We start from the raw sequence: 15,695 nt of genomic DNA on the forward strand, positions 1-15,695 counted from the left end.
GTGCAGCGCATGACCCGCATCCTCGGCATCGATCCCGGCAGCCAGCGTACCGGCGTCGGGATCATCGACGTCGATGCCCAGGGCAAGCTGTCGCACGTGTTCCACGGTGCGCTGGTGGTGGGCAACGAGGCGTCGTTTCCATTGCGCCTGAAACGCATCTTTGACGAGCTGTGTGACATCATCGCCGCCCATCGTCCTGCCGAGTGCGCGATCGAGCGCGTGTTCATGGCACGCAATGCCGACTCGGCATTGAAGCTGGGACAGGCGAGGGGCGCCGCGATCTGCGCGGTGGTCAGCCAGGGGATCGCGGTGCACGAATACGCAGCAACCGAAGTGAAGCAGTCGGTGGTCGGCAGTGGCCGCGGCGACAAGACCCAGGTACAGCACATGATCGGCATCCTGCTTGGCCTCAAGGGGCCGTTGCAGGCCGATGCGGCGGACGCGCTGGCGATCGCCGTGACCCATGCCCACACCCGTTCCAGCCTGGCCCGTGTCGGCATCCCGCGCACCGCCTGGAGGCGTGGCCGATGATCGGTCGCCTGCGTGGCACCCTGATCTCCAAGCAGCCGCCGTGGCTGCTGGTCGACGTCGGTGGCGTGGGCTACGAGCTCGAGGCCCCGATGTCGACGATCTTCGACCTGCCGGCGACCGGCAAGGAAGTGATCCTGCTCACCCATCACGCGGTGAAGGAGGACAGCGTCGCGCTCTACGGTTTCCTGCACGAGTCCGAACGCGCCCTGTTCCGCAACCTGCTGAAGGTCAGCGGTATCGGCGCGAAGATCGCGCTGGCCGTGCTTTCCGGCGTATCGACGGGCGACTTTGCGCGGCTGGTGCAGGCCGGCGACGTGGTCGCACTGACCAAGATCCCGGGTATCGGAAAGAAGACCGCGGAACGTATCGTGGTCGAATTGCGCGATCGCGTGGGGGGGCTGGAGCACGTGAGGCTGCCCGGCCAGGCCGCTGCCGGTGCGCCGCTGGATGCGGCCGGGGAGGCAACGGTCGCGCTGCAGCAGCTCGGCTACAAGCCGGTCGAAGTCACCCGGCTGGTGCAGAAGGTCGCCACCGAGGGCGACAGCGCCGAGGCCATCATCCGTAAGGCGCTGCGTGCCGCCCTCGGCGGCTAGGCGGGTGGGGAATCGCATGAGCCAGCCATCGCAAGCTTCGCAGCAGGACACATCGACCGAAGGTGGCCAGCACGGTAGCGTTCCGGCGCTGATCCTCGGTGCCATTGGCGTGGTGTTCGGCGACATCGGCACCAGCCCGCTGTACACGATGCACGAGACCTTTCTTCCCGAGCACGGCCTGCATCCGCGGCCGGCCACGGTGCTCGGCATCCTCTCGCTGGTGACCTGGTCGCTGATCATCGTGGTGGCGTTGAAGTACGTCAGCCTGGTGATGCGTGCCGACAACAAGGGCGAGGGCGGGATCATGGCGCTGATGACCCTGGCCCAGCGGGCGGTGGGTCAGTCCTCGCGCATGCGCAAGCTGGTGGTGCTGATGGCCCTGCTCGGGGCGGCTCTGTTCTTCGGCGATGGCGTGATCACGCCATCCATCTCGGTGCTTTCGGCAGTTGAGGGTCTGGAGGTCGCGGCGCCGGGACTTGCGCACTGGGTGGTACCGGTGACGGTGGTGGTGCTGCTGGGGCTGTTCTGGATGCAGCGCCACGGCACGGCCAAGGTTGGTGCGGTGTTCGGCCCGATCATGGCGCTGTGGTTCCTCAGCCTGGGTACCATCGGCGTGTGGAACATCCTCAAGGCGCCCGGCGTGCTGTACGCGCTCAACCCCTGGTACGCCGTGCAGTTCTTCATGACCCACGGCATGGCCTCCGCGCTCGCCCTTGGCTCGGTGGTGCTGTGCGTGACCGGTGCCGAAGCGCTGTACACCGACATGGGCCATTTCGGCCGCTTCCCGATCCGCGCGGCCTGGTTCTTCTTCGTGATGCCGGCGCTGTTGCTCAACTATTACGGCCAGGGCGGCCTGCTGCTGATCGAGCCGGCGGCGATCAGCAATCCGTTTTACCACTCGGTGCCGGACTGGGCGCTCTACCCGATGATCGGGTTGGCGACCGCCTCCACGGTAATCGCTTCGCAGGCGGTGATCTCCGGCGCCTTCACGGTGACCCGGCAGGCGATCCAGTTGGGCTTCGTGCCGCGGATGCAGGTGGTGCACACCTCGCGCGAGGCGATCGGGCAGATCTTCCTGCCGTGGGTGAACCGGGCGCTGATGGTGGCGGTGATCGCCACGGTCGTGAGCTTCCAGTCATCCAATGCATTGGCCGGTGCCTACGGCATTGCCGTGACCGGCACGATGGCCATCGATACCGTGCTGGTGATGATCGTGGCACGCCGCATGTGGCACTGGAACCGGGCGCTGGTCATCGTGGCGGCGATCGCCCTGCTGTCGGTGGACCTGAGCTATTTCGGTGCCAACACGCTGAAGATCCTGCAGGGCGGCTGGTTCCCGCTGGTGCTCGGCCTGGTGATGTTCGTGGTGATGACCACCTGGCGCCGCGGTCGCGATCTGGTGGTCCGCGAGATCAAGCAGAGCGGACTGGCGCTGCGGCCATTCATTGCCAACATCACCGAACACCCCCCCCTGCGCGTGCCCGGAACCGCGGTGTTCCTTACCGCCAACCAGGACGCCGTGCCGCACGCATTGCTGCACAACCTCAAGCATAACAAGGTGCTGCACGAGCGCAACGTACTGTTGACGGTGGAAACGCTGGAGACGCCGGTGGCCGAGGCCGATGAGCGGATCCAGCTCGAGGAACTGGGCGGCGGCTTCTACCTGCTGACCCTGCGCTTCGGCTTCGCCGAGGATCCGAACATTCCGCTGGCGCTGGGGCAGTGCTCGCGCAGCGGCCTGCCGTTCGACCTGATGGACACCACCTTCTTCCTGTCGCGCGAGAGCATCGTGGCGGGTGCGCGACGGCCGGGCATGGCGCTATGGCGGGACAAGCTGTTCGCCTTCATGGCGCGCAATGCGTTGCCCGCCACGGCGTTCTTCCAGATTCCCGGCAACCGCCTGATCGAGCTGGGCGCGCAGGTCGAGATCTGAGCGGCTGGCCTGGGCTGGCACGATCGGGGATAGGAGCGCACCCTGTGCGCGACGGCGCCGGATTCGGTCTCGGGCGAAGGCCGTCGCGCACAGGGTGCGCTCCTACGGGTGAGCCGCCGCCTGCCATAATGCCGGCATGACCGACCGCATCGTGACCGCCGCTGCCCAACTCGACGATGAGGCGCTGGAGGCGTCCATCCGCCCCAAGCGCCTGGCCGAATACCTCGGCCAGGCGCCGGTGCGCGAGCAGCTGTCCATCTACATCGAGGCGGCGAAGAAGCGAGGCGGGGCGCTCGACCACGTGCTGATCTTCGGACCGCCCGGGCTGGGCAAGACCACCCTCAGCCACGTCATCGCGAACGAGCTCGGGGTCAACGTACGCACGACCTCCGGCCCGGTGCTCGAGCGTGCCGGCGACCTGGCCGCGCTGCTGACCAACCTCGAGCCGCACGACGTGCTGTTCGTGGACGAGATCCACCGGCTGTCGCCGGTGGTCGAGGAGGTGCTCTATCCGGCAATGGAGGACTTCCAGATCGACATCATGATCGGCGAGGGGCCGGCCGCCCGTTCGATCAAGCTGGACCTGCCGCCGTTCACCCTGATCGGTGCCACCACCCGCGCCGGCATGCTCACCGCGCCATTGCGCGACCGCTTCGGCATCGTGCAGCGGCTGGAGTTCTATACGGCCGACGAGCTGGCCGACATCGTGCGCCGGGCCGCCCGCATCCTGGGCATCGCCTGCGAGCCGGAGGGTGCGCAGGAGATCGCCCGCCGCTCGCGCGGCACTCCGCGTATCGCCAACCGCCTGTTGCGCCGGGTACGCGACTACGCCGAGGTAAGGGCAGGCGGGGCAATCACCCTGGAAGCGGCGCAGGCCGCGCTCGGCATGCTCAAGGTCGATCCGCAGGGGTTCGACGAGCTCGACCGTCGCCTGCTGGCGCTGATCATCGAGAACTTCGACGGTGGCCCGGTCGGCGTGGAATCGCTGGCGGCGGCGTTGAGCGAAGACCGCGGCACCCTCGAGGACGTGGTCGAGCCCTACCTGATCCAGCAGGGCTATCTGGTGCGTACAGCCCGCGGCCGCATGGTCAGCGCCAAGGGCTGGCGCCATCTCGGTCTGGCTCCGCCGCCGAGGCAGGCGCTGGCGCCGGACCTGTTTTCTCCTGAACCGGACGAGCGCTGATCCGGCGCGGCGTCCGGCCTCCCCCTTCGCAAGAGAGTCCGACGATGCCCCCCTTCGAATGGCCGGTACGCGTGTATTGGGAAGACACCGACGCCGGTGGAGTGGTCTATCACGCCAGCTATCTGCGCTTCATGGAGCGTGCCCGCAGCGAGTGGCTGCGCAGCCTCGGCGTGGCCCAGTCCGAGTTCAAGGCTCGCACCGGCCTGGCATTCCTGGTCCGCTCGATGAAGCTGGATTTCCTCAAGGCTGCCCTGCTGGATGATGAATTGCTCGTTACGGTGGAAGTCAAAGAGCGCCGCGCTGCCAGTATCCTGTTCGGTCAGGTCGTCCGGCGTCGCGACGGGACCCGCTTGATCGAGGCCGAGGTGCGCGTCGCCTGCGTCGATGTCGAGCGCATGGTGCCGGTACGGATACCGGACGACGCCATCCCCGGCCTGACCCCCTAGATTCCCTTTTCCCCTCGGAGAACTCCCCAAGCCATGAACGGTGGACTGAACATTTTCACGCTGGTCGCCGATGCGAGCTGGCCGGTCAAGTTCGTCATGCTGGTGCTGCTGGCGTTCTCCTTCATGTCCTGGGTGATCATCATCCGCAAGTACACGCAGATGAAGGCCGCGACCGAGAGCGCCGAGGAGTTCGAGGAGCGCTTCTGGTCCGGTGGCGACCTGGCCGGCCTGTTCCGCGAGGTCAGCGGGCGGGGGGCGGACAACGGCGGCATGGAGACCATCTTCGAGTCCGGCTTCCGCGAGTTCGCCCGCCAGCGCCAGCGCAAGACCCACGACATGCGCATCGTGATGGAAGGCACTGAGCGCGCGATGCGCGTGGCCGGCACCCGCGAGATCGGGCTGCTCGAGCGCAACCTGGAGTTTCTCGCCAACGTCGGCTCGATCGCTCCCTACGTCGGCTTGTTCGGCACCGTGTGGGGCATCATGGGCGCGTTCCAGGGCCTGGGCGAGATGAAGGACGTGACCATCGCCGCGGTGGCGCCGCACATCTCCGAGGCGCTGATCGCCACCGCGATGGGCCTGTTCGCGGCTATCCCGGCGGTGTGGGCGTACAACCGCTACGCCAACCGCGTCGAGCGGATCGCCTCGCGCTACGAGGTGTTCCAGGAGGAGTTCTCCTCGGTCCTGCAGCGCCAGATCCAGTCCGACGACATCCGCTGAGGGGCCGCCTGCCATGCGTCCCACCCACCGCAAGCGGCACAAGCTCAAGTCCGAGATCAACGTCGTTCCCTACATCGACGTGATGCTGGTGCTGCTGATCATCTTCATGGTCACCACGCCGATGCTCAACGCGAACGTCGACGTGAACCTGCCGCAGGCCAACGCCCGCTCGCTGAAGGACAAGAAGGACCCGGTCATCATCTCCGTCGGCGCCGACGGCAAGCTGTTTCTCACGCTCGGCGATGCCAAGAAGGAGCCGATCGACGAGGAAGGCCTGAAGACCAAGGTCGGCGCCTTCGTCAAGGCGAATCCCGAGGTCAGCGTGCTGGTGGCCGGCGACCGCGACGGCAAGTACGACGGCGTCTACCAGGTGCTGGCCGACCTGCAGCAGGCCGGCGTGGCCAAGGTTGGCCTGATGAGCCAGCCGCCGCAGGGGACGAGCGCGTCCGATGGACGAAAGTAAGCGCACACCCCTGGCCGTGGTGCTGGCGGCCCTGCTGCACCTCGGCATCCTGGCGTTCCTCTACCTGGCGATCCTGCCCTGCTCGACCTACGAGAAGTGGTTCGAGCTGCTGCACCTGCCGGCCGGGTGGAACCCGATCGCCTGCGCCAAGCCGCTGGAGCTGCCCGGCCAGCCGATCGAGGCGGTGCTGATCGGCCCGACCGGCGCGCCGCCGCCGAAGCCGACCAAGGCTCGCCCCGTGCCGAACACGACCCCGCCGCCCCCGGCCGTGCCGCCGCCCACGCCGACGGTGCAGGCCCCGCAGGTGAAGACGCTGCCGCCCCCGCCGGAGCATCCGGACGTGGTCGACCAGGAGAAGATCGTCGCCGAGGCGTTGCAGAAAGCCGAGAACGCCAAGAAGGAGCAGGAGGAGCGCCAGCGCCAGCGCCAGGCCGAGCTGGACGCCCAGGCGGCGAAGAAAAAGGAAGAGGAAAAGAAGAAGATCGACGAGCTGTTCGCCAAGCTGGACAAGGCGTCGGCGGCCACGCGCCAGGCAGACAACAAGAAGCGCCAGGCGGAACAGCAGCTCAAGGATCTGCAGAACACCAAGGACGACGGCCTGCCGGACGTGCCGGCGGCGCCCCAGCGGCAGACCGGCACCAACGGCAAGGACGACAGCCTGCTGGCCAAGTATCAAGCAGCGATTCAGAACGCGGTCACGCAGAACTGGCTGCGCCCGGATAACATGCCGAGCGCTCCGTGTGTCGTTCATATCACCCAGCTGCCTGGCGGCGACGTCATGAGCGCCAAGGTCGACAGCAGCTGCCCGTACGACGATGCCGGGCGCCGCTCGGTGGAAAATGCGGTACTGCGCGCGCAACCCTTGCCCTACAAGGGTTTCGAGAGCGTGTTCCAGCGTGATCTCACCTTCACTTTCAGGCCGCAATGATGAGGCTCATGCGTAAACACAACCTGCTTTTCGCCCTCGCTGCGCTGGTTCTTGCGACCCTGGTCGGCCCCCGGGCCTCCGCCCAGTCCCTCAATGTCGACATCGTCGGTGGCGTCAAGACGGCCACCCCGATCGCCGTGGTGCCGTTCGCCCAGGACGGTGGGGCACCGCTGCCGACCGACATCGCCGAGGTGATGCGCAACGATTTCAACCGTTCGGGCAAGTTCCGGGCGCTGGCCAAGAGCGAGATCGTCGAATTCCCATCCAAGGGTTCGGACATCCATTTCGCCACCTGGAAGCTGCTCAAGCAGGATTACATCACCGTCGGCCATATCAGCGACGCGGGCAGTGGCCTGGTCCGGGTCGACTACGAGCTGTGGGACGTGAACAAGCAGCAGAGCCTGCTGTCGCAGTCGATGACTGCCCCGGTCGGCGACCTGCGCGGCGTGGCCCACCAGATCGCCGACCAGATCTACGAAAAGATCACGGGCGTGCGCGGCGCATTCTGGACCCGCATCGCCTACATCACCGCGGTTGGGCTAGGCAACCACACCACCTATTCGCTGATCGTGGCCGATTCGGACGGGTACAACCCGCAGGTGGTCGCCCGTTCGCGCGAATCCCTGCTGTCTCCCACCTGGTCGCCGGACGGCAAGAAGATCGCCTACGTCTCATTCGAAAGCGGCAACTCCAACATCTACGTGCAGGACATCACCACCGGTGCCCGGCAACTGGTCGAGGCGCACCGCAAGGGCATCAACGGTGCGCCGGCCTGGTCGCCGGACGGTACCAAGCTGGCAGTATCGCTTTCCTACGTGGGCAACCCCGAGATCTTCGTGCTGGACCTGGCGACCCACAAGGAAACCCGGCTGACCAACAACCTGGCGATCGATACCGAGCCGAAGTGGTCGCCGGACGGCCAGTCCATCTACTTCACCTCCGACCGCTCGGGCCGGCCGCAGATCTACAAGATGCCGGCGACCGGCGGTGCGCCCGAGCGCGTGACGTTCCAGGGGCAGTACAACGCCGAGGCGAACATCAGCTACGACGGCAAGCAGATCGCCATGGTGCAGGGCAACGGGAACGTGTATCGTATTGCTGTCATGGACAATAGTCTGGGCGGGCAAGTGCGTTTCCTGTCGCCGGGTCCCATCGACGAATCGCCCAGCTTTGCCCCCAATGCAAGCATGTTGCTGTATGCCGCGACCGAAGGTCCCCGCGGTGTCCTCTACGCCACGTCGGCCGACGGCATGGTCCGGCAGCGACTGGTGCTGGCCGATGGCGATGTCCGTGAACCCGCCTGGGGCCCGTTCCGGCAGCGCTGAGATTCTCCAGGCGCGGCAGCTCATCGCCGCGCCGGCCGCCCACGGAGTGGGCCCGCGAGGACGTCTGCGGGCGTCCTCTCGGTTTTTGGGTCGCCGGGTGTCTGACGGCAACCCGTGGTCGAGGGGCGAGGCAACCCGCCACTTCGACTTCTGTTTTTAGTCAAAAGAACAGCCGGACCACCGGCGCATGCTGTCCCGAAACCGTAATCGTCATTGACTGTCGGAAAACAACCCGTTTCTAAGGAACGTCACCATGAATAAGACCGTTCGCGTTGCCTTGGTCGCCCTGCTGTGCGTGGGTGCGGCCGCCTGCTCCAAGAAGCAGGAAGTGAAGCCTGCTCCGCAGCCGGAGCCGGCCCCCGTGACCCAGCCGGCGCCCAGCGACGGCAAGTACACGCCGGCCGATCTCGACACCGACGCCTGCCTGCGTCAGCGCGTCGTGTACTTCGATTTCGACAAGAGCGAGATCAAGCCGGAGTTCCAGCAGATCATGGCGTGCCACGCCAAGTACCTGCAGGATCGCCCGGAAGCCCACGTGCGTCTCGAGGGCAACACCGACGAGCGCGGCACCCGCGAGTACAACTTGGGCCTGGGCGAGCGCCGCGGCAATGCCGTGTCCGACGCGCTGCAGGCGGCCGGCGGTTCGGCCAGCCAGATCGAGGTGATCTCGTACGGCAAGGAAAAGCCGGTGTGCCGTGAGCACAACGAGGACTGCTGGAGCAAGAACCGTCGCGTCGAGATCGTCTACACGGCGAAGTGATGAAGACGCGTCTGGCTCATCGTCTCGTAGCCAGCGTGGGCATGGCGGGCGCATTTGCGTCCGCCATGCTGTTGGCTGGTCCCGCGTCGGCACAGGATTCCCGCCTCAGCCTCGCCGAGCGTGTCGCGCGGCTCGAGCAGCAGGCACAGAACCAGGACAAGGGTGGCATTGGTCTGGTCAACCAGGTGCAGGCACTGCAATCGCAGCTGCAGCAGCAGCAGGGTCAGATCGAGGAGCTGCAGCATCAGTTGCAGGTGCTCGACGACAAGAGCAAGGCACAGTACGTAGATCTGGATTCCCGCCTCGGGCGCCTCGAGGGCGGAGCCGCCGCGGGGACCAAGGCCGCTCCGGCAGCCGCTGGTACCGCAGCGGGCGCGGCCGCGGGCGGGCCCGCTCAGGCCGCAGGCAGTGCGGCGGGTGCGTCCGGTACGGCAGCAGGTACCACGCCGGCACCGACGCCGGCCACGGCAGACGAGCAGTCTGCCTACGACACGGCCTTCAACGCGCTGCGCGGTGGCGACTATGCCGCGGCGTCGCGAGGGTTCCGCGATTTCATCCAGCAGCACCCGGACAGCGCGCTGGCGCCGAACGCCTGGTACTGGCTGGGCGAGTCCTATTACGTGACCACCAACTATTCGGTGGCCCTGGAAGCGTTCAAGCGTCTGTTGACGCAGTTTCCGCAGAGTGAAAAGGCGCCGGACGCGCTGCTCAAGGTCGGATACACCCAGTACGAGCTCAAGCAGGTCGATGCGGCCAAGGCGACCCTGCAGGACGTGCTGAAGAAGTATCCCGGCAGCAAGGCCGCCAGCCTGGCGCAGGAGCGCCTGAATCGGATCCAGCTGCAGTCCGCGCAGTCGGCGAACTGAGGCCGACCTGGTGAGCGAGAGCGACACGGGCGTGGCTGCGGTCCGCCCGGCAGGGCAGTCGGGCGACCGGCTGCGCATCACCGAGATCTTCCATTCGATCCAGGGCGAGGCCGATGCGATCGGCTGGCGCACGGTGTTCGTTCGCCTGACTGGATGCCCGCTGCGCTGCATCTGGTGCGACACCGAGTATTCGTTCCACGGCGGCGACTGGCACACAGTCGACGACATTCTGGCCGAGGTGGCCAGCTACGGCGCGTGCCATGTCTGCGTGACCGGTGGAGAGCCGCTGGCGCAGAAGCGCTGCATCCCCCTGTTGGCGCGCCTTTGCGATGCCGGATACGAGGTATCCCTTGAAACGTCGGGGGCGCTGGATATTTCGGCGGTCGATCCGCGCGTACGCAAGGTGATGGACCTGAAGGCGCCCGATTCCGGCGAGAGCGCCCGCAACCTCTGGACGAACCTCGCGTACCTGCTGTCGCACGACCAGGTGAAGATCGTCATTGCCAGTCGCGCCGACTACGAGTGGGCACGTGGCGTGCTCGCCGAGCACGCCATCGACCGCCGCTGCATGGTGCTGTTCTCGCCGGTGCACGGTGCGGTGCAGCCGCGCGAGCTGGCCGAGTGGATCATCGCCGACCGCTTGCCGGTACGCTTCCAGCTCCAGTTGCACAAGCTGCTCTGGAACGACGCGCCGGGGCACTGAGCCCGGTCGTCGAAGCAACCGCGCGCCGGCCTGTGCTGCCGGTGGCGCATCCCGACCGGTGACCGGTCGATTGCAGGAAGGCAACACATGTCTGACAACGCGCTTCCCCGGGCCGTCGTGCTCGTCTCCGGTGGCATGGACTCGGCCGTCACCATCGCTATCGCGCGCGAGCAGGGTTACCAGGTGCACGCGCTCAGCGTGGCCTACGGCCAGCGGCACAGTTCCGAACTCGAGGCATCCGCGCGGGTCGCGGGGATGCTCGGTGCGGTCGAGCACAAGACCGTCCACGTCGACCTGCGCAGCATCGGCGGTTCGGCGCTGACCGCCGACATCGACGTACCGCTGGATCAGGAGAGCTCAGGGATCCCGGTGACCTACGTGCCGGCGCGCAACACCATCATGCTGTCGATCGCACTGGGCTGGGCCGAGGTGCTCGGCAGCCGGGACATCTGGTGCGGCGTGAACGCGGTTGACTATTCCGGCTATCCCGACTGCCGCCCGGCTTTCATCGAGGCCTTCGAGAAGCTCGCCAATGTGGCGACCAAGGCCGGCGTGGAGGGGCAGGGCTTGCGCGTGCACGCGCCGTTGATGCGCATGAGCAAGGCCGACATCGCGCGGGAGGGCCAGCGGCTTGGTGTGGATTTCGCAGAAACAGTGAGTTGCTACCAGGCTGACGCGCAGGGCCGTGCCTGCGGTCATTGCGATGCCTGCCGCCTGCGCGCGCAGGGGTTTCGCGACGCCGGCATGCCGGATCCAACGCGCTACGCCTGAGGGGATTTGCTTGTGTGCCCAGCGCACACTGCTTAAAATGAGCGGCTTGCGTGCCAGCACGCGAGTCCTTCTTAGGGGCCGTTAGCTCAGTTGGTAGAGCAGTAGACTTTTAATCTATTGGTCCCGAGTTCGAGTCTCGGACGGCCCACCATCGACGAAACGCCCGGCCATGCTGGCCGGGCGTTTTTTTATGCGGTCGTCATGGAACAATGGCCGCCCCCCGCCATGACGCCATCACTGCCATGAACCCATCGCCGCATCCCATCGATCTGGTGATCTTTGACTGCGATGGCGTGCTGGTCGACAGCGAGGGCATCACCGGCCGTGTGTTCGCGGACATGCTGCGCGAGCTTGGCGCCGACGTCGACGATCACGATCTGTCCGGACGCTGCGTCGGCCGCAGTACCGCCGACTCGCTGACGATAGCCGCCGATCTGCTTGGGCGGCCGCTGCCGCCGGGCTTCGATTCACGCTACGGGGAGCGCAGTCGTGCCGCCCTGGCACAGCAGGTCACGCTGGTGGCCGGCGTGGGCTCGATGCTCGATGCGATCGATCTGCCATGCGCCATCGCTTCCAATGGCCTGCGGGTGAAGATGGCGATTACCCTGCAGGTGACCGGCCTGTTGCCACGCTTCGATGGGCGCTGGTTCGGTATCGACGATGTCGAACATGGCAAGCCGGCGCCGGACATCTACCTGCTGGCGGCGAAGACCTTCGGTGCCAGGCCCGAGCACTGCGTGGTGGTGGAAGACTCACCTACCGGCATCGCCGCCGGACGCGCCGCCGGGATGACCGTGCTCGGCTACGCGGGCGGCCTGTCGCTGGAGCGGCTCGTCGAGGCGGGCGCGGACTATGTATTCGATGACATGGCCCACCTTCCGGCGTTGCTCGATGCACTACGCCGGATCGCGCCGGTCGCCTCGGCCGGCTGAGGAGATGAAGTGACGCCATTTCCCGCATTCATCCCGGTACCTGGCCGGGTCGTGCTTCGTCCACTGACCGATACGGATGTCGACGACCTGCTGTCGATCTTCGGCGACCCGGAGGTGGTTCGCTACTGGAGCGGGTCACCCTGGTCCGGGCGGGAAGAGGCCCGGCGGATGCTGGGCGCCGACCGCGAGGCATACGCGGCCGGCGCGGCGGTCCGTCTCGGGGTGACCCTATGCGACGAGGACCGGGTGGTCGGAACGGTATCGCTGTTCAACCGCAGCGAGCCCAACCGCCGCGCGGAAATCGGCTACGCGCTGGCACGGTCGGTGTGGGGTCGTGGCCTGATGCACGAGACACTCGTGCAGTGGCTGGGCTGGGCATTCGGCCCGCTGGGCCTGCATCGGCTGGAGGCTGACGTCGATCCGGCGAACATGGCCTCCAGACGCAGTCTTGAGCGGCTCGGATTCCGTCAGGAGGGGCTGTTACGCGAACGCTGGATCGTCGGCGGCGCGGTAGCCGATACCGTCTTCTACGGCCTGCTGGCGCAGGAATGGCGGGCAGGTACGCAGCGCTGAACTCAGCCGCGCCGTCGGTGCGGTTGCATGGCAATGCGGGCCAGGTAGATCACGATCACTACATTGCCGACGAGCACGCCGAATTTGAGCCAGCTCGCTTCGTGGAACAATTCGTACAGTTCCACCGGGATGAGCGAGCCGGTGGCGATTACCGTGAACCACTCGGCCCAATGCTTGCGCAGCCACAGTCCGATCCCCTCGATCATGAACAGCGCGGCGTAGGCCAGCGCGATCACCCCGATCGCCACGAAGCGTCCGGGGCCGAGTTGCGTGATGGCGTCGATCAGGTGTTGGCGAAGGCCACCGGTGTCGCCCATGGACAGGTGCTCGAGCCAGTCCAGCAGCTCGTCGATGGCGCGTTGCCGATGCAACTGAAAAGCGGCGGCCCCGGCCAGCATCAGGGCCAGCGCCTGCACGATCTTGTAGGTCGCGATCAGCCGCAGGCCGAAGCGGTGCTTCGACTCGGGCGTGTCGTCGTCGGTGCGGTGGGAAACGGGGAGGCGGGACATGGGGAGCGGTGGGCGGGACTCGTCATTGTCGCGGGCAGGCCGCGCAGATGCCACCTGTCGGAAGCTGCATGCCCGCCGGATGAAAAAAGGCCGCGCCGTCTCCGGCGCGGCCGATGGGAGCGGATATCAGGCGGCGGTCAACAGCAACGCCCGCCAGTACCCTTGTAGCGGGCCTCCTGGCGCTCGCGGAAGAACTCCTCGTAGCTGGGGATCTTCCGCCCCGGGTGATGCTGTTTCAGATGCCGAACGTAGACGTCGTAGTCGGGCACGCCGCAGCACAGCCGTGCCGTCTGCACAGCCCATTTCCACACCGCCCGACCGGCGGTGCGCAAGGTACGGTGTGGAGCGGCATGCGTGGCGATCATGACTGCGCCACGCTGCTCAGGGCGACATAGGGCTCCTCGTGCGCCGTCGGTCGATCCATCTGCGTCGCCCGGGCGATGGCGCGCAGCGCGAACAGCACCATCGCCACCACCAACGCCATGAACAGGCCGGTCAGCACCATGTCGACATGGTTGTTGCTGACGATGCGATGCATCTCATCGACGCTCTTGGCCGGGGCGATCAGTTTGCCGTCGGCGATGCCCTGGGCGTACTTGTTCGCCGCCGCGGTGAAGCTGATGGGGCCGGAGAGCTTCTCCCAGCCGGCGGTCAGCGTGCATACCACCAGCCAGATCGCCGGAATGCCCGGCGCCCACATGTAGCGCTGGCGCTTGAGCTTGACCACCACCACCGTGCACAGCATCAGGGCGATCGCCGCCAGCATCTGGTTGGCGATGCCGAACAGCGGCCACAAGGTGTTGATGCCGCCCAGCGGGTCGACCGCGCCCTGGTACAGGAAGTAGCCCCACAGGGCCACGCAGATCGCAGTGGCCAGAAGGTTGCCGGTCCACGACTCGGTCTGCTGCAGCGGCTTGTGGATGAGGCCTGCGATCTCCTGGATCATGAAACGGCCGACGCGCGTGCCGGCGTCCACCGTGGTCAGGATGAACAGCGCTTCGAACAGGATCGCGTAGTGGTACCAGAAGCCCATCATGCCCTCGCCCGGAATGATCCCGTGCAGCAGTTGGGCCATGCCGACCGCCAGCGTGGGTGCACCACCGGCGCGGCTGAGGATCGAGTTCTCGCCGATGTCCTTGGCGGTCTGGGTGAGCTGGTCGGGCGTGACCACGAAGCCCCACTGGCTGATTGTGGTGGCAGCGTGCTCGACGGTGGTGCCGATCAGTGCACTGGGCGAGTTCATCGCGAAGTACACGCCGGGGTGCAGCGAGGCGGCGGCGACCAGCGCCATGATCGCCACGAAGGCCTCCATCAGCATGCCGCCGTAGCCGACCAACTGCGCCTGGCCCTCGTTGGCCAGCAGCTTGGGTGTGGTGCCGGAGGAGATGATCGAGTGCCAGCCCGACACGGCGCCGCAGGCGATGGTGATGAACAGGAACGGGAACAGGTTGCCGGCGAACACCGGGCCGGTGCCGTCGATGTACCGGGTTACCGCCGGCAGCTGCAGCATCGGCGCGGCGAGAAAGATCGCCAGCGCCAGCAGCGCGATGGTGCCGATCTTGAGGAAGGTCGACAGGTAATCGCGCGGCGCCAGCAGCAGCCACACCGGCAACACCGAGGCGCAGAAGCCGTAGGCAATCAGCATCCAGGCCAGGTGTTTGGCGTCAAAGTCGAACATCGGGCCCCACACCGGCGAGTCGTATACGGCCTTGCCCAGCCAGATCGAGCCGAGCAGCAGCACCAGGCCGATCAGCGATACCTCGAGGATGCGTCCCGGCCGGAACCAGCGCAGGTAGGCGCCCATCAGCAGTGCGATCGGGATCGTGCAGGCCACGGTGAACGTGCCCCACGGGCTGTGCGTAAGCGCCTTGACCACCACCAGCGCCAGCACCGCCAGCACGATCATCATCAGCACCAGCACGCCGAACATCGCCACGATGCCGGGCAACGGCCCCAATTCGTCGCGCAGCATGTTGCCGAGCGAGCGGCCATCGCGGCGGATCGACAGGCCGAGGATCATGAAGTCCTGTACGGCGCCAGCGAACACCACGCCGAACAGGATCCACAGCGTGCCGGGTAGGTAACCCATCTGTGCGGCCAAGACCGGTCCGACCAGCGGACCGGCGCCGGCGATCGCGGCGAAGTGATGGCCGAAGACCACCCACTTGTCAGTGGGGACGTAGTCCAGTCCGTCGTTGCGCAGCACGGCAGGTGTTGCACGGCTGGGATCGAGCTGCAGCACCCTGTTGTTGATGAAGGTGCCGTAGAAGCGATAGCCGATCACAAATACTGCGATGGCAGCGGCGACCAGCCAGATCGCGTTGATCGGCTCGCCCCGCCTGAGCGCGACGACGCCCAGGCAGAAGGCGCCGACGATGGCGATTGCCGCCCAGAGGATTTTTCCTGCGGGACTGGATGGGGATGACGCAGTGGCATTCATTCGGGGGTCCTCCGCTGGA

Annotated in this window: 18 protein-coding genes and 1 tRNA gene; 16 read left to right on the forward strand and 3 right to left on the reverse strand. The window is 66.6% G+C overall.

The genetic code is table 11. The features are described from left to right. Window positions 1-9: 9 nt before the first annotated feature. From ruvC to NC595_RS07930, 16 genes are all read left to right on the forward strand, one after another. The gene (gene ruvC, locus NC595_RS07855; protein WP_253565821.1) at window positions 10-531 is read left to right on the forward strand and encodes a crossover junction endodeoxyribonuclease RuvC; all 522 of its coding nucleotides are present in this window, start codon (window positions 10-12) and stop codon (window positions 529-531) included. Further along, on the forward strand, window positions 528-1,124 hold the full coding sequence (gene ruvA / locus NC595_RS07860) for a Holliday junction branch migration protein RuvA (protein WP_253565822.1): 597 nt from the start codon (window positions 528-530) through the stop codon (window positions 1,122-1,124). The genes ruvC and ruvA overlap by 4 nt, the downstream gene beginning before the upstream one ends. 16 nt (window positions 1,125-1,140) lie before the next feature. Next, entirely contained in the window at window positions 1,141-3,057 is a 1,917-nt protein-coding gene (locus NC595_RS07865; protein ID WP_253565823.1) for a potassium transporter Kup, read from the forward strand. 136 nt (window positions 3,058-3,193) lie between these two features. Further along, window positions 3,194-4,240, forward strand: a complete 1,047-nt coding sequence (ruvB, locus tag NC595_RS07870) for a Holliday junction branch migration DNA helicase RuvB (RefSeq protein WP_253565824.1) — start codon at window positions 3,194-3,196, stop codon at window positions 4,238-4,240. A gap of 44 nt (window positions 4,241-4,284) precedes the next feature. After that, a complete protein-coding gene (gene ybgC, locus NC595_RS07875; RefSeq protein ID WP_017461503.1) occupies window positions 4,285-4,686 on the forward strand; it encodes a tol-pal system-associated acyl-CoA thioesterase in 402 nt (133 codons plus the stop codon). A gap of 33 nt (window positions 4,687-4,719) precedes the next feature. Then, entirely contained in the window at window positions 4,720-5,406 is a 687-nt protein-coding gene (gene tolQ, locus NC595_RS07880) for a protein TolQ (protein WP_253565825.1), read from the forward strand. Window positions 5,407-5,419: 13 nt separating this feature from the next. Further along, window positions 5,420-5,869 carry a protein TolR gene (gene tolR / locus NC595_RS07885; protein ID WP_253565826.1) on the forward strand — a complete coding sequence of 150 codons (450 nt, stop codon included), beginning with the start codon at window positions 5,420-5,422 and terminating at the stop codon, window positions 5,867-5,869. Beyond that, window positions 5,856-6,797, forward strand: a complete 942-nt coding sequence (gene tolA / locus NC595_RS07890; protein ID WP_253565827.1) for a cell envelope integrity protein TolA — start codon at window positions 5,856-5,858, stop codon at window positions 6,795-6,797. Before tolR ends, tolA begins: the two co-directional genes overlap by 14 nt. An 8-nt stretch (window positions 6,798-6,805) precedes the next feature. Next, window positions 6,806-8,122 (forward strand): Tol-Pal system beta propeller repeat protein TolB, encoded by a 1,317-nt coding sequence (gene tolB / locus NC595_RS07895; RefSeq protein ID WP_253565828.1) that lies wholly within the window; start codon window positions 6,806-6,808, stop codon window positions 8,120-8,122. Window positions 8,123-8,375: 253 nt separating this feature from the next. After that, window positions 8,376-8,882 carry a peptidoglycan-associated lipoprotein Pal gene (gene pal, locus NC595_RS07900; protein ID WP_253565829.1) on the forward strand — a complete coding sequence of 169 codons (507 nt, stop codon included), beginning with the start codon at window positions 8,376-8,378 and terminating at the stop codon, window positions 8,880-8,882. Continuing rightward, a complete protein-coding gene (ybgF, locus tag NC595_RS07905; RefSeq protein WP_253565830.1) occupies window positions 8,882-9,748 on the forward strand; it encodes a tol-pal system protein YbgF in 867 nt (288 codons plus the stop codon). Before pal ends, ybgF begins: the two co-directional genes overlap by 1 nt. A gap of 31 nt (window positions 9,749-9,779) precedes the next feature. After that, a complete protein-coding gene (queE, locus tag NC595_RS07910) occupies window positions 9,780-10,451 on the forward strand; it encodes a 7-carboxy-7-deazaguanine synthase QueE (RefSeq protein ID WP_253566794.1) in 672 nt (223 codons plus the stop codon). Between the two features lie 87 nt (window positions 10,452-10,538). Continuing rightward, a complete protein-coding gene (gene queC / locus NC595_RS07915) occupies window positions 10,539-11,222 on the forward strand; it encodes a 7-cyano-7-deazaguanine synthase QueC (protein WP_253565831.1) in 684 nt (227 codons plus the stop codon). Between the two features lie 75 nt (window positions 11,223-11,297). Then, window positions 11,298-11,373: transfer RNA gene (locus NC595_RS07920), tRNA-Lys, on the forward strand. A 91-nt stretch (window positions 11,374-11,464) separates the two neighbouring features. Further along, on the forward strand, window positions 11,465-12,154 hold the full coding sequence (locus NC595_RS07925) for an HAD family hydrolase (RefSeq protein WP_253565832.1): 690 nt from the start codon (window positions 11,465-11,467) through the stop codon (window positions 12,152-12,154). Between the two features lie 9 nt (window positions 12,155-12,163). Beyond that, window positions 12,164-12,727, forward strand: coding sequence for a GNAT family N-acetyltransferase (locus tag NC595_RS07930; protein WP_253565833.1), 564 nt, complete (start codon window positions 12,164-12,166; stop codon window positions 12,725-12,727). A 2-nt stretch (window positions 12,728-12,729) separates the two neighbouring features. Here the strand turns inward: NC595_RS07930 and NC595_RS07935 are convergent, their stop codons facing one another. The 3 genes from NC595_RS07935 to NC595_RS07945 form a co-directional block, all read right to left on the reverse strand. Then, window positions 12,730-13,236, reverse strand: a complete 507-nt coding sequence (locus NC595_RS07935) for a DUF2127 domain-containing protein (protein ID WP_253565834.1) — start codon at window positions 13,234-13,236, stop codon at window positions 12,730-12,732. Between the two features lie 137 nt (window positions 13,237-13,373). Further along, complete coding sequence (locus tag NC595_RS07940; protein ID WP_253565835.1) at window positions 13,374-13,601, reverse strand: YbdD/YjiX family protein; 228 nt, start codon at window positions 13,599-13,601, stop codon at window positions 13,374-13,376. Next, window positions 13,598-15,676 carry a carbon starvation CstA family protein gene (locus tag NC595_RS07945; protein WP_253565836.1) on the reverse strand — a complete coding sequence of 693 codons (2,079 nt, stop codon included), beginning with the start codon at window positions 15,674-15,676 and terminating at the stop codon, window positions 13,598-13,600. The genes NC595_RS07940 and NC595_RS07945 overlap by 4 nt, the downstream gene beginning before the upstream one ends. Window positions 15,677-15,695 lie beyond the last annotated feature (19 nt).

Origin of the sequence: Dyella lutea (genome assembly GCF_024158035.1) — a bacterium.
Taxonomy (GTDB): domain Bacteria; phylum Pseudomonadota; class Gammaproteobacteria; order Xanthomonadales; family Rhodanobacteraceae; genus Dyella_A; species Dyella_A lutea.